The sequence below is a fragment of the Desulfitobacterium hafniense DCB-2 genome (assembly GCF_000021925.1).
In the GTDB taxonomy this organism is placed as follows: Bacteria; Bacillota; Desulfitobacteriia; order Desulfitobacteriales; family Desulfitobacteriaceae; genus Desulfitobacterium; species Desulfitobacterium hafniense.
This window is the reverse complement of the sequence record NC_011830.1, coordinates 2,118,735-2,134,950: the sequence shown is the minus strand read 5'-3', so window position 1 is coordinate 2,134,950 and position 16,216 is coordinate 2,118,735. Positions and strand designations below refer to the sequence as shown.

16 protein-coding genes are annotated in these 16,216 nt (G+C 49.8%); all 16 read right to left on the bottom strand.

The window, feature by feature from the left end; translation table 11 throughout:
- Positions 1-20 precede the first annotated feature (20 nt).
- The 16 genes from DHAF_RS09850 to DHAF_RS09775 all read right to left on the bottom strand — a co-directional run bounded on the left by DHAF_RS09850 (position 21) and on the right by DHAF_RS09775 (position 16,166).
- Positions 21-398, bottom strand: a complete 378-nt coding sequence (locus tag DHAF_RS09850) for a DUF134 domain-containing protein (RefSeq protein ID WP_015943769.1) — start codon at positions 396-398, stop codon at positions 21-23.
- Positions 399-578: 180 nt separating this feature from the next.
- Positions 579-1,592, bottom strand: a complete 1,014-nt coding sequence (locus DHAF_RS09845; protein ID WP_015943768.1) for a 2-hydroxyacid dehydrogenase — start codon at positions 1,590-1,592, stop codon at positions 579-581.
- Positions 1,582-2,226, bottom strand: coding sequence for a fumarylacetoacetate hydrolase family protein (locus DHAF_RS09840; RefSeq protein ID WP_011461121.1), 645 nt, complete (start codon positions 2,224-2,226; stop codon positions 1,582-1,584). The genes DHAF_RS09845 and DHAF_RS09840 overlap by 11 nt, the downstream gene beginning before the upstream one ends.
- A gap of 126 nt (positions 2,227-2,352) precedes the next feature.
- The gene (locus tag DHAF_RS09835) at positions 2,353-3,243 is read right to left on the bottom strand and encodes a dihydrodipicolinate synthase family protein (protein WP_011461122.1); all 891 of its coding nucleotides are present in this window, start codon (positions 3,241-3,243) and stop codon (positions 2,353-2,355) included.
- Positions 3,244-3,321: 78 nt separating this feature from the next.
- On the bottom strand, positions 3,322-3,957 hold the full coding sequence (locus DHAF_RS09830; RefSeq protein WP_005813876.1) for a hypothetical protein: 636 nt from the start codon (positions 3,955-3,957) through the stop codon (positions 3,322-3,324).
- A 3-nt stretch (positions 3,958-3,960) separates the two neighbouring features.
- Positions 3,961-4,680 (bottom strand): DUF362 domain-containing protein, encoded by a 720-nt coding sequence (locus DHAF_RS09825; protein ID WP_011461123.1) that lies wholly within the window; start codon positions 4,678-4,680, stop codon positions 3,961-3,963.
- A 36-nt stretch (positions 4,681-4,716) separates the two neighbouring features.
- Entirely contained in the window at positions 4,717-6,228 is a 1,512-nt protein-coding gene (locus DHAF_RS09820) for a tripartite tricarboxylate transporter permease (protein WP_005813871.1), read from the bottom strand.
- Between the two features lie 11 nt (positions 6,229-6,239).
- The gene (locus tag DHAF_RS09815) at positions 6,240-6,692 is read right to left on the bottom strand and encodes a tripartite tricarboxylate transporter TctB family protein (RefSeq protein WP_011461124.1); all 453 of its coding nucleotides are present in this window, start codon (positions 6,690-6,692) and stop codon (positions 6,240-6,242) included.
- A gap of 2 nt (positions 6,693-6,694) precedes the next feature.
- Entirely contained in the window at positions 6,695-7,366 is a 672-nt protein-coding gene (locus DHAF_RS09810) for a hypothetical protein (protein WP_005813868.1), read from the bottom strand.
- 12 nt (positions 7,367-7,378) lie between these two features.
- The gene (locus DHAF_RS09805) at positions 7,379-8,119 is read right to left on the bottom strand and encodes a DUF362 domain-containing protein (RefSeq protein ID WP_011461125.1); all 741 of its coding nucleotides are present in this window, start codon (positions 8,117-8,119) and stop codon (positions 7,379-7,381) included.
- A 155-nt stretch (positions 8,120-8,274) separates the two neighbouring features.
- A complete protein-coding gene (locus DHAF_RS09800) occupies positions 8,275-9,285 on the bottom strand; it encodes a tripartite tricarboxylate transporter substrate binding protein (protein ID WP_005813864.1) in 1,011 nt (336 codons plus the stop codon).
- A 155-nt stretch (positions 9,286-9,440) separates the two neighbouring features.
- Positions 9,441-11,111, bottom strand: coding sequence for a dihydroxy-acid dehydratase (gene ilvD / locus DHAF_RS09795; protein WP_011461126.1), 1,671 nt, complete (start codon positions 11,109-11,111; stop codon positions 9,441-9,443).
- Between the two features lie 28 nt (positions 11,112-11,139).
- On the bottom strand, positions 11,140-11,952 hold the full coding sequence (locus tag DHAF_RS09790) for a sugar phosphate isomerase/epimerase family protein (RefSeq protein ID WP_011461127.1): 813 nt from the start codon (positions 11,950-11,952) through the stop codon (positions 11,140-11,142).
- Between the two features lie 38 nt (positions 11,953-11,990).
- Entirely contained in the window at positions 11,991-12,887 is an 897-nt protein-coding gene (locus DHAF_RS09785; RefSeq protein WP_011461128.1) for an NAD(P)-dependent oxidoreductase, read from the bottom strand.
- A gap of 3 nt (positions 12,888-12,890) precedes the next feature.
- Positions 12,891-13,919 carry a 4-hydroxythreonine-4-phosphate dehydrogenase PdxA gene (locus DHAF_RS09780; protein ID WP_015943767.1) on the bottom strand — a complete coding sequence of 343 codons (1,029 nt, stop codon included), beginning with the start codon at positions 13,917-13,919 and terminating at the stop codon, positions 12,891-12,893.
- Positions 13,920-14,279: 360 nt separating this feature from the next.
- A complete protein-coding gene (locus DHAF_RS09775; RefSeq protein WP_015943766.1) occupies positions 14,280-16,166 on the bottom strand; it encodes a sigma 54-interacting transcriptional regulator in 1,887 nt (628 codons plus the stop codon).
- Positions 16,167-16,216 lie beyond the last annotated feature (50 nt).

Sequence of the window (16,216 nt, the reverse complement as noted above, 5' to 3'; positions counted from 1 at the left end):
TGAAATAACTTCGCAGATACTCAGTCCTCTCCCTCCTCTTTACCTGAGCAACCCATTCTTCGTCTGCGCTTATAGCAGCCCTGGCCGCAGCCATTTCCTAAGCCGTCGCAAAGCCGGTATTCTCCTCCTTCGATCTGCAGCACTTTACCATTCACTAAGGATTCAGCCAGTTTCTTCCTCGCTTCGATATAGATCCCCTGAACCGTAGTACGGGCGACATTCATCTTTTTCGCACACTCTTCCTGGGTAAACCCTTCCAGGTCAATAAGCCTTATGGTTTCATATTCGTCAACTGTCATCTTTACCTGGTACTGATCACCCGCATTCAAGTCCAGAGGACCGAAGCGATTGCTTTCAGGCAGACAGCAAACCTTTCTCCATTTCATGGGTCTTGGCACCGAGTTCACCTCCTCAGAGTTTATGACATATGTCATCTATGCTCAGTATACTCCATTTATGACATATGTCAATATGGATTTTATTTTTTTAATTTTACGGGCTTCATTCATAGCGGGTGGGCAATCCGAGAAGACTCAGAATGGAAAACCCCCGATCACTTCCCTGTGACCGGGGGCTGACTATAGGACAAGATGTTTTAATTCAGGTACACACTGCGGGGGTATCTCTCTTTTTAGTCCGATGAGCAGGTTTTCTGCTGCCATCCTGGCCATAGCCAAACGAGTCCTGGTAGTTGCCGAACCAAGGTGGGGCAGGGTAACCACGTTCTTAAAGCGGAGCAAAGGATGATCCGGAGGGATGGGCTCCTTCCTGTAGACATCCAGGCCGGCACCGAGAATCCTTCCTTCACGAAGAGCCTCCACTAAGGCCTCCTCATCCACCGTCTCCCCCCGGGAAGCGCTGATAAATACAGCCGACCGCTTCATAAGCCCGAACTCCCGGCCACTCATCAGATTCACTGTCTGCGGGGAAAGAGGGGCAAGAAGCACTACAAAATCCGATCTTTGCAGAAGCTCCTCCAAGGTACAATAGCGCGCATCAAAACGCTGCTCCGCTTCAGGATGGCGGGAACGATTATGATATAAAATGTTCATATCGAAGCCCCATTTCCCTCTTTGGGCAAGGGCTCTGCCGATCCGGCCCATGCCGATGATGCCTAAGGTTTGATGGTGAACATCCATACCAAAAAGATCCGGGGTAACTGTTTCGTTCCACCGTCCTGCTTTGACATAGCGATCCAGCTCACATAAACGGCGGGCGGTGCTAAGCATAAGTCCAAAAACCAAATCGGCGACGGTGTCATCCAATACATTGGGGGTATGAGTGCCGAGAACTTTCCTGGCTTGCATCTCCCCTATATCGAAATTGTTATATCCTACAGATATATTGGCGACGATTTTCAGCTTCGGGGCTGCATCAAGAAGTTCTCCATCGATCTTTTCCCGGTTGATTAAAAGCCCATCCACATCTCCCAACTGTTTCAGCAGTTCACTCCGGGGGATATCCCCGCTGCCTTCCCATTTTGAATACTCACAGTGCCTGCCGATCCATTCTTCAACTTCCTGGGGAACTTGGCGGGCGATCAAAACTTTGGGCTTGCTTCCATCCTTCAAAATACCGCACTTACTCACCAATGAACAGCTCTCCCACTTGCTCTTCCTTCCACTTCAGTACAAAATGGTCTCCAGCAGCGGCTACACCGACACCGGCAGGCGTTCCGGTGAAAATAATATCCCCTTCAGCCAATCCGAAGTGTTGGGCACAGAATTCTATGATGGTGGGAATATCAAAAATCATCTCCTTGATATTTCCTCTTTGCACTTCCTGTCCATTCTTCTCAAGGGTAAAATCATGGCCGGCCGTCCCCTCCAGCCCTTCGAAAGGCAGCCATCGGGATAGTACCGCTGAGTTAGGGAACCCTTTAGCCAGCAGCCAGGGCAGTCCTTTTTTCTTCAGCTCATCCTGAACCTCTCTTAAAGTAAAGTCAATCCCTACAGCTATTTTATCAATAACCGCTTCGGCCTTCATGCCGGGTTCATAGTTTTTGCCCACATGAACAACCAATTCCGCCTCGTAATGGACATTCCCCTGGTCTTTGGGCATGGCAATGGTCTGCCCCTGACCTTCCACCAGAGCATGAGTGGGCTTAACGAAAAGAAACGGGGAAGTTGGAACCGCATTGTTGAGTTCCTTGGCATGCTGCAGATAATTGCGACCGACACAATAAATGTTTTTTATCATCCGATGTATCCCTCCAAAACCTTGCATTTCCGTTTAGTAAGGTTAATTATAACCTAAAATCTTTTTTCAGCGTATTTTTTCTGGTATATCTCCGGAGAGAAGAGATGAAATGTTTTCAGTGCTTTTCAGGTAGTAGAGCAGGAGGAGCGAAACTTAACGGCAGACTTCCTGGGTGTGCTTAATAATGGCCGCCAGCAGCTCCCTGTCTTCGTCACCTAAGGGCATCAACGGCTTGCGGGGTTCACCGCCATACAGACCAATCAGCTCAAGGGCCGCTTTCAAACCACCGACACCCCAGCGGGTAGTTACTGCATTATTGGCTTCGATCAAATTCAATTGCAGCTCCTTTGCTTCAGCAAATTTACCCTTGTCAACAAGCTCCTGAAGCCGGGCGCACTCGTTGGGGAACACATTGGCCAAAGCCAGGGTTCCGCCGGCAGCTCCTAAGGCCAAGCTGGCGAACAGAAAGCTGGCCGAACCGGCAAAAACTGCAAAGTCATCCGGTGCGGAGTGAATAATTTCCGCGATTTGGACAATATTGCCGCCCGAATCCTTGATTCCGATAATATTAGGGTGGTCAGCCAGTTCGGCTACCAATTTGGCGGAAAGATTGATGCCGGAGTTCCCTGGCATATTATAAAGAATGATCGGAATCGGGCTGGCCTCTGCTACTTCCAGGTAGAACTTTTTCAGCACAGTATCATTCATGGCTTTTTTGAAGTAGTTCGGGCTTAATACCAGGGCTGCGTCAGCCCCTGCTCCGGCGGCAAAATGATTGAACTCAATAGTTTCCTGAGTGGACTCACACCCCGTTCCGACAACGACCGGTTTCTTACCCTTTGCCTGAGTGCAGACGGCAGTGATGAGTTGACACTTTTCTTCCGGACTGAGCATGATAAATTCACCGTTGGAGCCCATGACCACAATTCCCTCCAGTTGGGAAGCCAGCCAGAATTCCATATTGCCGGCCAACTCATCAAGGGCAATTTTATTATCCTTAAAGGGGGTAGGAATGGGAGCATATATACCATGAAGCTTGAACATAGTCTTACCTCCATACTTTCATATAAATAAGAGTTTTGTATTTGACGGCTCCAGTTCCAGGGCTGTTATGCTCCAGTTCTAGGACTGTTGAGCACTTTGCTGCTCAAGTAATTTCTCGGCACGCTTCTGGTTAAAAATGCCGCAATAACAGGGTTTAGCCAGAATTTTGGACGCTTTCTCCGGAGTCATCCGTCCCTCAGCAACCGCCTTTTTCACTTGTTTGACAAGGCCGGCAGCGATCATGCCATGACCGCACATGGTGGTAAAGCACATAATCTCTTCTTCCGGAAGCAAAGCTGTGGCACCATGAACACCTAAGGAAATCCCTACCGAATGAGGTTCCAAACCCACTTCTTCACAAATTTCTTCCACTTGATCCACAAGCCCTGTGACCACCACGGATAATCCTACTTCTTCTTCTTTGAGCTTTTTAAGGACATTGACGATTTTTTCCCGCTCATGGAAAGCGCACATCACCGGCGAATTGTCCTCAGTTTTAGCCATTAGTTCCTGAGGATCAATGCCCATTGTGAGGTTTTCCTGGGTTGTCAGGGAACCCAGATTGGTAGGTCCTTGCTCGAAAATGATTTCCAGGGTGCGCTGAACCTTAGGAGTACAGCCCACATGGTTGATTCCCATAGCCGGCCTGGATATAAACACAAAATCCTCAGCAAAACTCTCTTCGGGACCTACCCGGTGCAGTGAATGAGTCATCGCTTAATCCTCCCCCTTCGGTCGTCCCAGTCCCACATTGACCTTCATATTCCTGGGTATATCGATGCCCAGTTCAGCCAGACGCTCCACCACAGGCAAGGTGCCGTCGGGTTCATACCTGGCCACAATCCCCCAGGAGAACATACATTTAGCCTGGCTTGCCGCTCCCCTGATTTTGCCGACAAAATCCTCCAATTGGGCTTCGGGAATGACGAATTCCACAATGGCCGACAAGACTTTCTCGTTGCGCACTTCTTCTTTGATAACCCCCGTATGAACATCTTCCATAAGATAGGTCAACGGGTTATTGGGCTCGAATTCGATGCCTGCCTGAGCAAGGGTCGTGGTAAACACCTCCACATCCCCTATGCGTGTACCCACCCCAGGGCGTCCGAATTCCAAGGCCATACCATAATAGCCCCGCTTAAAGCGGGCGGTCACATCATTGGTTTTGACTTCTTCCGTGCCCCGGCCGCGCACTCCGGTGTTTTCATGCTTTGCTGTGGGATCGCTGAAGACCTTGCGCAGGGAGCGGGGCCACATCATGGTTTCGGCCGGTTCATAAAAGGCCTCAACGGGGCATTCAATCTGGCGGATGCAGATACCGCATTCCACACATTCATCCTGATTAATCTGAGCCGTATCCCCCATTTCGATAGCTCCCATGGGGCAATAGGGAAGACATTCACCACAGCTCAAACATAATTCTTCATTGATTTTCAATAGTATCCCTCCCCGGTCCTTAAGATTTAACTTCTATCAAGCGGCCGCTTTGCCGGAATTTTTGATTACCTGAATGCCTTTCCTAATGAAGGGCCAAATAATCGCCAGGATGGAAATAACCAAGATCGTTCCGGAAATAGGTCTGGTAAAGAATACGGCAGGATTACCGTTGGAAATGATCAGGGATTGTCTCAAGGATGTTTCCAACAAGGCACCCAACACCAAGGCCAACACCATGGGGGTCGCAGGGAATTCCAACTTCTTCATGAAGAAGCCCAATATCCCAAACAGAATGGTCAGACCCACATCGAACATACTGTTATTCAGACTGTAAGCACCGATAAGAATGAACGCCATGACGACAGCGTTGAGAATCGGGCTGGATACATTTAAGACCTTGACAAATAAAGGAACGCAGAGCATAGCAGCGATCAGCAGCAGGAAGTTACCAATATACATACTGCCGATAAGGCCCCAGACAAAATCCGGATTGTTCTCGAAAAGCAGCGGTCCCGGTGTTAAACCAAACATCATCAAAGCACCCATCATAACCGCCGTACTTCCTGACCCGGGAACACCTAATGTAAGCAGAGGAACCATAGCCCCCATGGAAGCGGCGTTATTGGCTGATTCCGGGGCTGCTACCCCTTCAATAACCCCGGTTCCGAATTTATCCCCGCGCTTGGAGATTTTCCTGGCTATCCCATAAGAGATAAAGGAAGCAATGGTGGCACCCGCTCCAGGGAGCATGCCGATAAAGAACCCGATTCCGGTTCCCCGGGCGATATGGGGGCCGGCGTATTTCCAATCTTCTTTGTTAGGCAGCTGTTTGCGCCAGGTTAAGTCTTTTTTGCTGACCTTGATCTTTTCTCCCCCTTCAGAGATCACCAGCAGTTCCGCAATACCAAAGAGTCCCATGGCTACCGGGATAAAGTCAATCCCCTCATAAAGTTCATAAGCTCCGAAGGTGAAACGGGGAATCCCTTGAACCAGGTCCAGACCGATGGTCGCGATAAAGAGGCCTACTAAAGCCGACATATAGCCTTTAGCCGGAAATTTTCCGGTCATCCCCCCAATGGTGGTCAAGCCAAGGACCATCAGGGCGAAGTATTCCGGTGGGCCAAAAGTAATGGCGAACTCTGCTAAAGCGGGAGCCAGGAACATAAAGAGCACAACGCAGACGGTTCCCCCGATGATCGAGGCAAAGGCAGCCATACCCAGGGCTTGGCCGGCCCGACCCTGCTTGGCCAGGGGGTGACCATCCAAAGTGGTCATGACAGCGGAAGCATCACCAGGTGTATTGATCAGAATGGACGTGATGGACCCGCCATACATAGCGCCATAATAAATACCGGCCAGCATAATAATCCCTGCCACGGGATCAGTGCCAAAGGTCAAAGGGAGCAGGATAGCAATCCCTGCCGAAGGCCCAAGCCCCGGAAGAGCACCGATAACGATTCCGAACATTACCCCGATGACGCAATAGAGTAGATTCATGGGGTCAGTTGCTACAGATAAACCCATGGCCAGGTTTTGTAAAGTTTCCATTCATTTCACCCCTAAAACCCAAATATGCCGTTAGGCAGCGGTACCCCGAGAATCATGCCAAAGAGAACATAAGCCCCAATAGGGGTAACTATTGTTATGGCAATCACCTTTTTCCAGCTTGTCGGACCGGTGAACTTAGCAATGGCTCCGGCCATTATACCAATAGCCAGACCAAGGCCGAGGAATTTCGTCACCAACATGACGAAGATGGCACCGCCGATAATAATACCGGCATTTTTAAACTCAGCTGCATTAAAGGGATGCCTTTCTTTACTTTCGTTTTTGGAAAAACTAAGGAGCAGCAAAACTAAAGCAAGAACCATGATCAATAAGCTGACCCATCTCGGCAGGAAACCGGGGCCGGGAATACCCTTAAGCATATAGTCCAGTTTCATGGCCCCGATGAAGACATAAAGACCGATCAGGAAGATAATGATGCTGGCGATCCGATTAGCCATGCGCATACTTAAAAATCCTCCCCTCCAACTTCTACCGCAGATGCAACCTCAGCTGTAGATGGAGCCACTCTTTCCAGGATGGTTTTGGCGCGTTCCGGGTTGTAGATACCGCAGATACAAGGATGCCCCACTTTCAAGGCTCCTTTCTCCGGCGACATTTTGCCCTGACGCACTTTGGTGATGGTTTCCGCCACTAAAGTTTTGGAAATCAGGCCGTGGCCGCACATGGTGAGAAGCTCCAACGCCTCCTCGGGAGGCAGCTTCTCCTTTTTGCCCCAAATATCCAGGGAGAAGTTAATGGAATGAGGCTTGATCCCATAATCCCCGCACATTTCCAGAATATCCTGAGTAGGACCGGACACGGTGACCGACATTCCTAAATCCAATTCCAGCAGGCGTTCAATAGCCTGACGAATTTTCTCCTTACTGGCGAAATTGCAGCGCACACGGGGTACTTCCATTAAATTGGCTCTAATCTCTTCAATATCCACACCGGAAAGAATCGTTCCTGTTTCATTGGACCCGATATTGGTAGGGCCGACTTGCCAAACTTCTTCCAGGACCTGCCGCAGTTTATCCTTCGACCCCACATGATTGATTCCTGATGCTGCCGTGACCAGGAGCACATAGTCGTTTTTCAGATCGGCTTCCGCTCCCCGGCGATGTAATGAATGCGTCATGTTTTATCCCTCCTATGCCTCACGTATGATTTTATAAGGTCTGCCCATTCCCAAGTTGACTTTGGCATTGGCTCTGGGTTTCATCCCTATACGTTCCAGCTCCGTCAATACCGGTATACTGCCATCTTCTTCGAAGCAACAGATCAGATCAAGGGAGAAGACCGTATCCAGTTTCTTTGCTGTCTCCTTAATAGTTTCTAACAGTTCAGCCATTTGTTCAAGCTTCCCATTGAATTCCACAATGGCGGAAAGAACATTTTCCTGTTTGTACTCCTCTTTAAAGGTTCCTTTAACCCGGTCTGCCATTAAATGAGTCAGAGGATTGCACTCTTCATAGTCAACATGGTGTTTGGCTAAGGCCATGGTCACCTTTTCCACTTCAGCAAAAGTGGTTCCCACACAGGGACGTCCCAACTCGATGGCAATGCCGATTTCCCCGCGGCAGACACGGCCTGTGACATCATTGGTCTTGACTTCCTCGGTTCCCCGGCCGGGTACTCCCGTAACGCCATGGGTGGTGGCGGGATCACTGAAGAAACGTCTCACTTCTCTTGGTGTTCCCTTGATTTGCTCATAGGGCTCATAGATGGCTTTGGTCGGGCATCTTACGACCCGGGGACGAATGCAGGTACCGCATTCTACACACATTTCCTGGTTAATGCTGGCTTTTTTATCCGCAACACTGATGGCTTCCATGGGGCAATAAGATACACAGATACCGCAGCCAATACATTTTTCTTGATCAATCAGCATGGATTTCCCTCCTTGAAATGACGAATCACGGCAATTTCTATCATATTTTTAGTGAATATATTCACATATAATTTGGCTTATCTTTAGGGAGGAGGATGAGGGGACCTCAACTTTGGCAAGCCCCCTCTTATTCAGTTCATTTTGCTCCCTAAGTACTATTCAATCTTATCCAAGTACTTAGCATACATTTCGCTTTGCTTTTCGCTGGCTTTCAGGAACTCTTCAGGTCCCATAATCTCTTCTTCCATAAAGTTATTGGCGACGAATTCCTTCCAAGCCGGGGTATCGACGGCTTTTTTAAACATATCATGGAGATAATCCACTGCTTCCTGAGGGATATCCGCCGGAGCTACAACCCCACGCAGTTGGGATAAGACCACATCATGACCTATTTCTTTCAGGGTGGGCACATCGGCCAGCAGACCACCGGCCCGATCTTCAGTGGAAACAGCCAAGGCTCTCATTTTGCCCGCTTCGATCTGGGCGGCTGCTTCGCTTGGTCCTAAGAAACCAAAGGTAACATGGCCGCCCAGAACTGCCGTCATGGTTTCCCCGCCGCCGGCAAAGGGTACATACTTCATCTGTACTCCGGCGCTTTCACTGAGGGCATAGAAGACAACGGCATCCATGGAGAGACCGCTGGAACCACCGGCACTGATGGAATCGGGTTTGGCTTTGGCAGCTTCCAGCAGTTGTTCCATGGTTTGATACGGAGAATTAGCCGGTACAACTAATAAAGTCGGATCTTCGGCAACAGCGATAATATGGGTGAAGTCTTTATAAGATACAGGGGATTGTCCCGATATCGGACCGGTATAGAAACTGGAACTCACTGTACTTAACTCATAGGGGTTTCCTTTATGATCCTTGGCTACGTAGGACCAACCAATGGAACCGGAACCACCGGGTTTATTGACGATGGTAATGGTGGTTGGACAGAGCTTATTGTCATCAACGGTTTTGACCAGAGTACGACAGAATACATCACTGCCGCCCCCTGCTCCCATGGGTACGATAAACTCAAAATTCTTTTTGGGAAAATCTGCTGCAGCGGCTCCGGTACCGGAATTTGATCCTTGGGCCTGATTGCTGCCGCAACCTGCCAATGAACCTAACAAAAGCATCAATGTGGCTAAAATAGCAATCATCCGAAAATGCTTTTTCATGTCCCCAACTCCCTTTTTGTTTTCTGGTGATTCTTAATTTCCTTCTTACCGACTTGTTTTATTGAGTAAGAACCTCGACCCTTCCTCCTGTATAGTGCTTGTTACCTGGTTTAAACCCACATCACCTCCCTTCAGAAATCCTGCCGGTGCCCCTTCTATTCAAGAACCGCCCCTTTATCTGCCTGACTGACATTGCGGGCATACACCCCTAAAAATCCTTTATTTATGGGACTTTGGCGCGGCGCAAGCTCCGCCATGCGTTTCGTCATCTCGCCGGGGCTCAGCAAAAGGTTAAGAGACTTATGTTCGATATCAATTTCAATCTGATCCCCATCCCGGACGATGGCAATGGGCCCTCCTGCATGGGCTTCCGGGGCAACATGGCCGATGCAGAAGCCCCGGGTTGCTCCGGAGAAGCGTCCATCGGTAATCATGGCCACACTGTCTCCCAGACCCATGCCGGTAAGCAGCGCCGCCGGAATGGACATCTCTCTCATTCCCGGGCCTCCGGCAGGTCCTTCATTGCGAATCACCAGCACATCCCCCGGTTGGATTTCCTTGGTCATGATGTGCTCCAGGAGATGCTCTTCCGATTCAAAGGTTTTGGCCGTTCCTACCTGACGTTTTGGCCCACCCTTAACACCGCTGACCTTGATCACAGCGCCGTCCGGGGCCAGACTGCCTTTCAGGACGACGATTCCCCCCTTGGGCTGGAGCGGATCATGCAAAGGACGGAGGGTTTCCCAGTTCTTCACCTCACAGAAATGTCCCTCAATGGTCCCCCCGGTTACGGTCAGGGCCTCCTGATTAAGCAAGGGGGCCATGATTTTCAGAACGGCTCCCACTCCCCCTGCCTGATAGAAATCCCATAGGGTGTATTTGCTGGAGGGTTTATACTTGGCAATACAGGGAGTCTGCTCGGAAAGCCTGTCGATGTCGTCGAGGGTTAACTCCACTCCCGCTTCCCTGGCAATGGCCGGCAGATGCAGCACCGTATTGGTTGAGCCGCCAATAGCCATAACAAAGCGCACGGCATTGGCCAGGCTCTCAGCCGTCAGGATCCGGTGGGGTCGCAAATCCTCTTTGACCATTGCCATGATCCGCTGACCCGTTTCTTTGGCCTGACGTCTTTTTTCGGCATAAACCGCTGGAGTAGTCGAGGTGCCCGGCAGGCTCATACCTAAAGCTTCAATCAGGCAACCCATGGTATTCCCTGTTCCCATCATGCCGCAAACACCCACTGTGGTGCAGGTATCGGTTTCAATGGCCGCAAAGAGTTTCTCATCGATGAGCTGCTTCTTGAAAGCTCCCATGCCTTCCTTGATATCCGACATCACCCGCTGCTGTCCTTGCTCGTCAAAATGAGAAAGCATGGGACCCGGTGGCAGAAAGATGGCCGGCAGATTGAGGCGGGCGGCCGCCATCAGCATTCCTGCGGGAGATTTATCGCAGGATGGGAGAAAGACCAGTCCATCAAACCCGCCTGAACCCACCATCAGCTCAATTTCCGCGGCGACGATTTCCCTGCTGGGCAGGGAATAGTGCATGCCCATTCCCTGGGCTATAGCGTCACAGACGGCAATAGTGTGAAACTCCACAGGTGTTCCGCCGGCTGCCCAAACCCCTGCTTTGACGAATTGAGCAAGCTCCTTATTCGGGTAGCTGCCGGGATGGATCTCCGACCAGGAACTGACAACCCCGATGACCGGTTTGCGAAGATCCTCCTGGGTATAGCCTACGGATTTAAACATGGCCCGGGGATAGGCGCCTTTAATGCCCTCAAACAACTCCTGGGAATTGACTAACATTGGGGTATCCTTTTTCATCCCTTATCCCTTCTCTTTTTCCGCATTTTTAATCGTCATTCAGCAGTTGTTGGATATAGGTGTACGCTTTGGCGGCAGCTTCATAGCAGCTGGGAGACTGCTCGATTTCCATAGAAAGGTAGCGATTATATCCTAAAGCTTTGAGGACCCGGATCATATCGGGAAAATTCAAGTTCCCCGTTCCCGGAACACCTCTCTGATTGTCTGCCAAATGCACATGGATGTTATAATCTTTTGCTTTAATAAAGCTGGCCGCGATGGATTTATCTTCAATGTTCATATGGAACACATCCAGCATCAGCCGCAAATTGGGAAATTGCTTTGTTCTTAGCCAGACCAAGGCTTCTTGGGTGGATTTAAGATTGTTAATCGCAAAACGGCATTGGGGCTCCAGGGTAATCCATACCTTCTGCTCCTCGGCATACCCGCCGATCTCCTGGAACGCCTGATCCCGTAAAAACTCCGAACGTCCTTCATCTCCCCGGGCAATATCTCCCCGCAGTTTGCCCACGTTGACCTGAGCGCCAAACCGGGAAGCCAAATCAATGGCTGCCTTGGCCCTGGTGATGGCCTCCCTGCGGATCCTTTCATCGGTGGAAGTAAACCGCAATTGGTCTTCAGCAAACATCGGTCCTGTACCAATGGCTGCTAACGCCAAACTATAGTGCTCCAAATGCCGTCCTAATGCCCCCGGGTCAATTTCCCGGGGATCCCGGACAAATAGTTCGATTCCCTGGTATCCAATCTCGTGCAGGCTGGCACACATGTCTGCCAAGGGGCCCTTATAGGCCAGATAGTCAGCCTTTGTCTCAGGCCCGCATACAGTATAGGCCAGTTTCATCCTTATCCGCCCCTTTATACTACCGGAATCACATTCCGTTATTCTTCTGGGGAAGGCTGGCGGTAGTGTACCTGAAGCAGGTCTTCAAATACCCCGATCATGCCGCCCTTATCCCGATCTCCTAATCCCTTAAGCAAGGCCATTTGGTAAGTGGTCGTCGCGGCGCCGAGCACAGGCATGGGGATGCAAAGGCTGGCGGAAATTTCCGCTCCGCTGACCAAATCTTTATAGGCGTGCTTCATCGGATACCCGTCCATAAAGCTGCCCTTGAGAATCATGGGAATAAAGAATTCTGAAGCATAGCTTCTTCCTGTTCCGCTGTTGACCACCGCTCCTACCTTTTCCGGGTCAAGGCCCAGTTTTACGGACATAGGGAGGATCTCGGCCAGGGCGGCCACATTGATATCAAACAAAAGTTGATTGATCAGCTTCGTCAATTGACCGCTGCCGGGCTGGCCCATGTAGAGGATTTTGTCGGCAAAGCACTGGAGGTAAGGCTTCACGTTTTCGAACAACTCCTGCTTGCCGCCGCACATGGTGGTGAGAGTTCCCTCTTTGGCCCGGGACTCCATACCGGATACAGGAGCATCGATAAACTCTACTCCCACAGACTCCAGCTGCTTCCCGATCTCCAGGGTTGTGGAATAGTTGATGGTGCTGGTATCGACGATAATCTGCCCTGCCCTGAGAACCTTCTTAAGACCCGTCTCTCCCAGCACTACCTGACAGACCACTTCACTGTTGGGAAGTGAGCAAAAAATGATATCGGCCTCTGCCACATCCCGGATTTGGGCAGCTGTGCGTGCCCCCCGCTGTTCAAACTCCGGATAACTGGCCGGGCGCTGATCATAGACAATCAGTTCCTCACCGCTTTTGAGCAGATTCAAGGCCATATGTTTCCCCATTTGTCCCAGGCCAATAAAACCCAGTTTCACAGATCAGCCCTCCTTAACCCTTGCCAGCTTATCCACTGCAGCCATTTTGACCACAAGCCCATAGGAATTCCCCCATGCTCCGGGATTGGCAATTCCCTTACCGGCAATATCGAAGGCTGAGCCATGGGAACAGGTGGTCACCGGATTGGGCAAGCCGGCCATGACCGTAACCCCCTGGTCAAATCCTTTAAGCTTCATCGCAATCTGGCCCTGATCATGGAACATGGTCACTGCCGCATCGTATTCCCTGTTGAAGAGCTTAATAAACAGAGTGTCCGCCGGGAAAGGACCGTCTGTCTCAATCCCCATGGCTTTGGCTTTTTCCACTGTGGGAGCTATGACCTCAACCTCTTCCCTCCCGCAGGTGCCCCCTTCCCCTCCATGGGGATTCAAGGCGGCTACGGCAATGCGGGGCTTGGCAATACCGGCCCGTTTCAGAGTGTCATTGACCAGATGGATGGAGTTAAGGATTCCCTCTTCAGTGAGCCGGGCACTGATGTCTTTAACAGGGATATGGCTGGTGACCCGGGCTGTCCAGACATCATCCAATACATTCAATTCCCCTCGGTTGCCTGTGAATTGGAAAAATCCCGCCAGCAAATCGATGGCCCCATGCAGAACAAACCCCGCTTTTTTCATGGCCGCTTTGTTGTTGGGTGCAAAGCAAATTCCGTCCATCAAGCCCTGCCGGCAATACTGCACACAGGTTTGAATGTTGGTGGCGGCATCCCGTCCGCATTCCTCCCTTAATTCTCCCATCACCAAATCCGCAGCATCAAACTTCCGGGTATCTAAAACAACGATCCCGTCCATGGTTAAGGCTTCCTCCAGGGTGGCGGCCACTTGAAAATCAACCCTCACCTTGGCAATTTCCATACCGCGCTTGAATAAACGTTGATCCCCAACAATAATGGGATGAGCATCCTTAGCTAAGATTCCTTGGGCAGCGGCTTTGGCGACAATTTCCGGCCCTACTCCCGCAGGGTCTCCCATAGTAACGCCAATGACTGGTTTGTATCCTTTGCTTATCAATCAAGATTCCCTCCCACGTCTTAATCCTGACTGATTAAAAATGCAATATCCATGCCAACTATGGAGAAGTGTTGGAAAACTTTTTATTTTCAAATGCCCGATTCTCGCCTTTCCCGCCTGCTGCCTGAAGTTTTAGACTTATCTCACTCTTTGGACCAGTTCTGAATTCCTTGGTTAAATTATCAATGGGTTTTAAATTTTCCAATAACTTGGACATTTTTTAGAAAATAGCCAGTTTTCTTGAAACATCAAAACGCTTCATTTTGTTGCACTTTGTTGCATTTGTTTCATCGTTTCAGCTGCCCGGTTATATTGCACAAAAAAATAACCATACTTCCGCAAACGACGGCATGTATGGTCTTAAAGATTTTCCCCATCGGCCTTCATTTCCTGTCTTTGTTTTCTGCGCCATAATGTCGTGCGGCTGATTCCCAGCATTTCTGCCATTTGCTGCTGGGTCATTTTGTTCGGTCTTTCCTGATGAGACGAATTTTGCATGGCCGCGGTCTGAGTGATCAGATTCAAAGGGGGCTCTTTTTTTATATTCAATACTTCTTTTACTTCGTGAACTCCGCTGGTTTTGTTCTCAGAGAGCACGGATAGCCGTTCACAGACATTGCGCATTTCCCGGATATTGCCCGGCCAGTCATAGCGCATCAGTTCCATGAGCCCTTCCTGACTTAAGCGGATGGACTGCTGACGGTTTTGGGAAAATTCAGCCAAAAAGGTTTTAGCAATGGCCTTAATGTCTTCGCGGCGCTCCCGCAAGGGTGGAATGCTTAAACTCAACACATCGATACGGTAGAGAAGGTCCTGGCGGAATTTACCTTCTTGCACTTTTAAGCGCAAATCCTCGTTGGTAGCGGCGATAATCCGTACATCGATGGGGATAATCTTATCATCTCCCAGCTTACGGATTTCCCGTTCCTGGAGGACACGCAGGAGTTTCGCCTGCAAACCCATGGGCATTTCGGCAATTTCATCCAGAAAGAGGGTCCCTTTATGGGCCAATTCAAAAAGGCCCACCTTCCCTCCTTTGGCAGCTCCGGTAAAAGCTCCTGCCACATAGCCAAAAAGTTCGCTTTCCAGCAGCTGCTCGGGGAGAGCTGCGCAATTGATGGCCACAAAGGGCTGGTTTTGCCGCATGCTGTGGTTATGAATACTTTGCGCAAAAAGCTTTTTCCCTGTCCCAGTTTCGCCGATAATCAGCACATTGGAGTTGGCAACAGCATATTTTTGGGCTACGCGGATGATTTTCTGGACCACCTCACTCTGACCGATGATCGCATCAAAGGTGTACTTGGCCGCTAACCCTTTCTTGTTTAATTTCTGGCGCACATCGATCTCTGTTTTTTGCAACGCGTCCACATTTTGCAGCATTAAGACCGTGCCCAGGTTATTGTGTTCAATGATAATACTTCTTTTGTTGATCACGACCTTGCGGTTGTTGATAGTAATGATTTCATTGGCGGAGAAACTTTCTTCAGTGAGTTGGGCTTCCTTAAATTGGGGCAAAAAAACAGAGAGCTCTTTCCCCGTAAGGATCTCATTGGCGGGGAGATCCAAAATATCATAGATCCCTTGGTTATAGGCCATAACCAATCCTTGATTATCGTAAGCGAGGACAGCTCCATCCGTATTTTCCAGAATAATTCGGAAAAGCTCATTTTTCCTGCGCTCTTTAATAATGGCTTTGGCCACACTAAAGGCTTCGGTAATCGCTAAATAGTTGGCCTCATATCCCATGGTAATGGCTACAGAATTGATTCGCTCTTTCTGGGCCATGCGAAAAACCGTAAACCCGCCCAGGACGGCATCAAATCCCAGGCCCTTTACATAGTTAAAGACTTCATCCACATGGTCATAGTCTTTGACCGGGAAAACCGTCAGCTGTACATCCAAAATGTCCTCAATGAAGCTCTTCTCGACCTGAATGGTTTCCGATAGGATGATGGCAATTTTTTGAGCCTGATAGTTGTTTTTACACTCCACAATTCCCCGCAGAATATCATACCCGGTGACGGCCAGCTCAATCACCCGGGCATGCTTAAAGCTTTTACTGAGGGTCAAGTAATAGATGCCGCGGGCAATGACAATGGTGTTTTCCAGATCATACTCCATTAACGCCTGAGGGCTGGCCGTTTCCAGCACTTCCACAGAGACATCCTTTGACTCTTTGGCATGGATCAATTGATTGATAATATCCCGATTATGGCCAAGTGTCATAGTATAGACAATTCTGATCATAAGCAATCCTCCATACGGCAGAAAGGCAATGTGGCTGATTCCAAATGCAT

Coding starts and splice junctions, on each gene's coding strand:
- DHAF_RS09840 (WP_011461121.1), bottom strand. CDS start 2,226: ATGCAAGGTTTTGGAGGGATACATCGGATGATAAAAAACATTTATTGT.
- DHAF_RS09835 (WP_011461122.1), bottom strand. CDS start 3,243: ATGTTCAAGCTTCATGGTATATATGCTCCCATTCCTACCCCCTTTAAG.
- DHAF_RS09830 (WP_005813876.1), bottom strand. CDS start 3,957: ATGACTCATTCACTGCACCGGGTAGGTCCCGAAGAGAGTTTTGCTGAG.
- DHAF_RS09820 (WP_005813871.1), bottom strand. CDS start 6,228: ATGGAAACTTTACAAAACCTGGCCATGGGTTTATCTGTAGCAACTGAC.
- DHAF_RS09815 (WP_011461124.1), bottom strand. CDS start 6,692: ATGCGCATGGCTAATCGGATCGCCAGCATCATTATCTTCCTGATCGGT.
- DHAF_RS09810 (WP_005813868.1), bottom strand. CDS start 7,366: ATGACGCATTCATTACATCGCCGGGGAGCGGAAGCCGATCTGAAAAAC.
- DHAF_RS09805 (WP_011461125.1), bottom strand. CDS start 8,119: ATGCTGATTGATCAAGAAAAATGTATTGGCTGCGGTATCTGTGTATCT.
- DHAF_RS09800 (WP_005813864.1), bottom strand. CDS start 9,285: ATGAAAAAGCATTTTCGGATGATTGCTATTTTAGCCACATTGATGCTT.
- ilvD (WP_011461126.1), bottom strand. CDS start 11,111: ATGAAAAAGGATACCCCAATGTTAGTCAATTCCCAGGAGTTGTTTGAG.
- DHAF_RS09790 (WP_011461127.1), bottom strand. CDS start 11,952: ATGAAACTGGCCTATACTGTATGCGGGCCTGAGACAAAGGCTGACTAT.
- DHAF_RS09775 (WP_015943766.1), bottom strand. CDS start 16,166: ATGATCAGAATTGTCTATACTATGACACTTGGCCATAATCGGGATATT.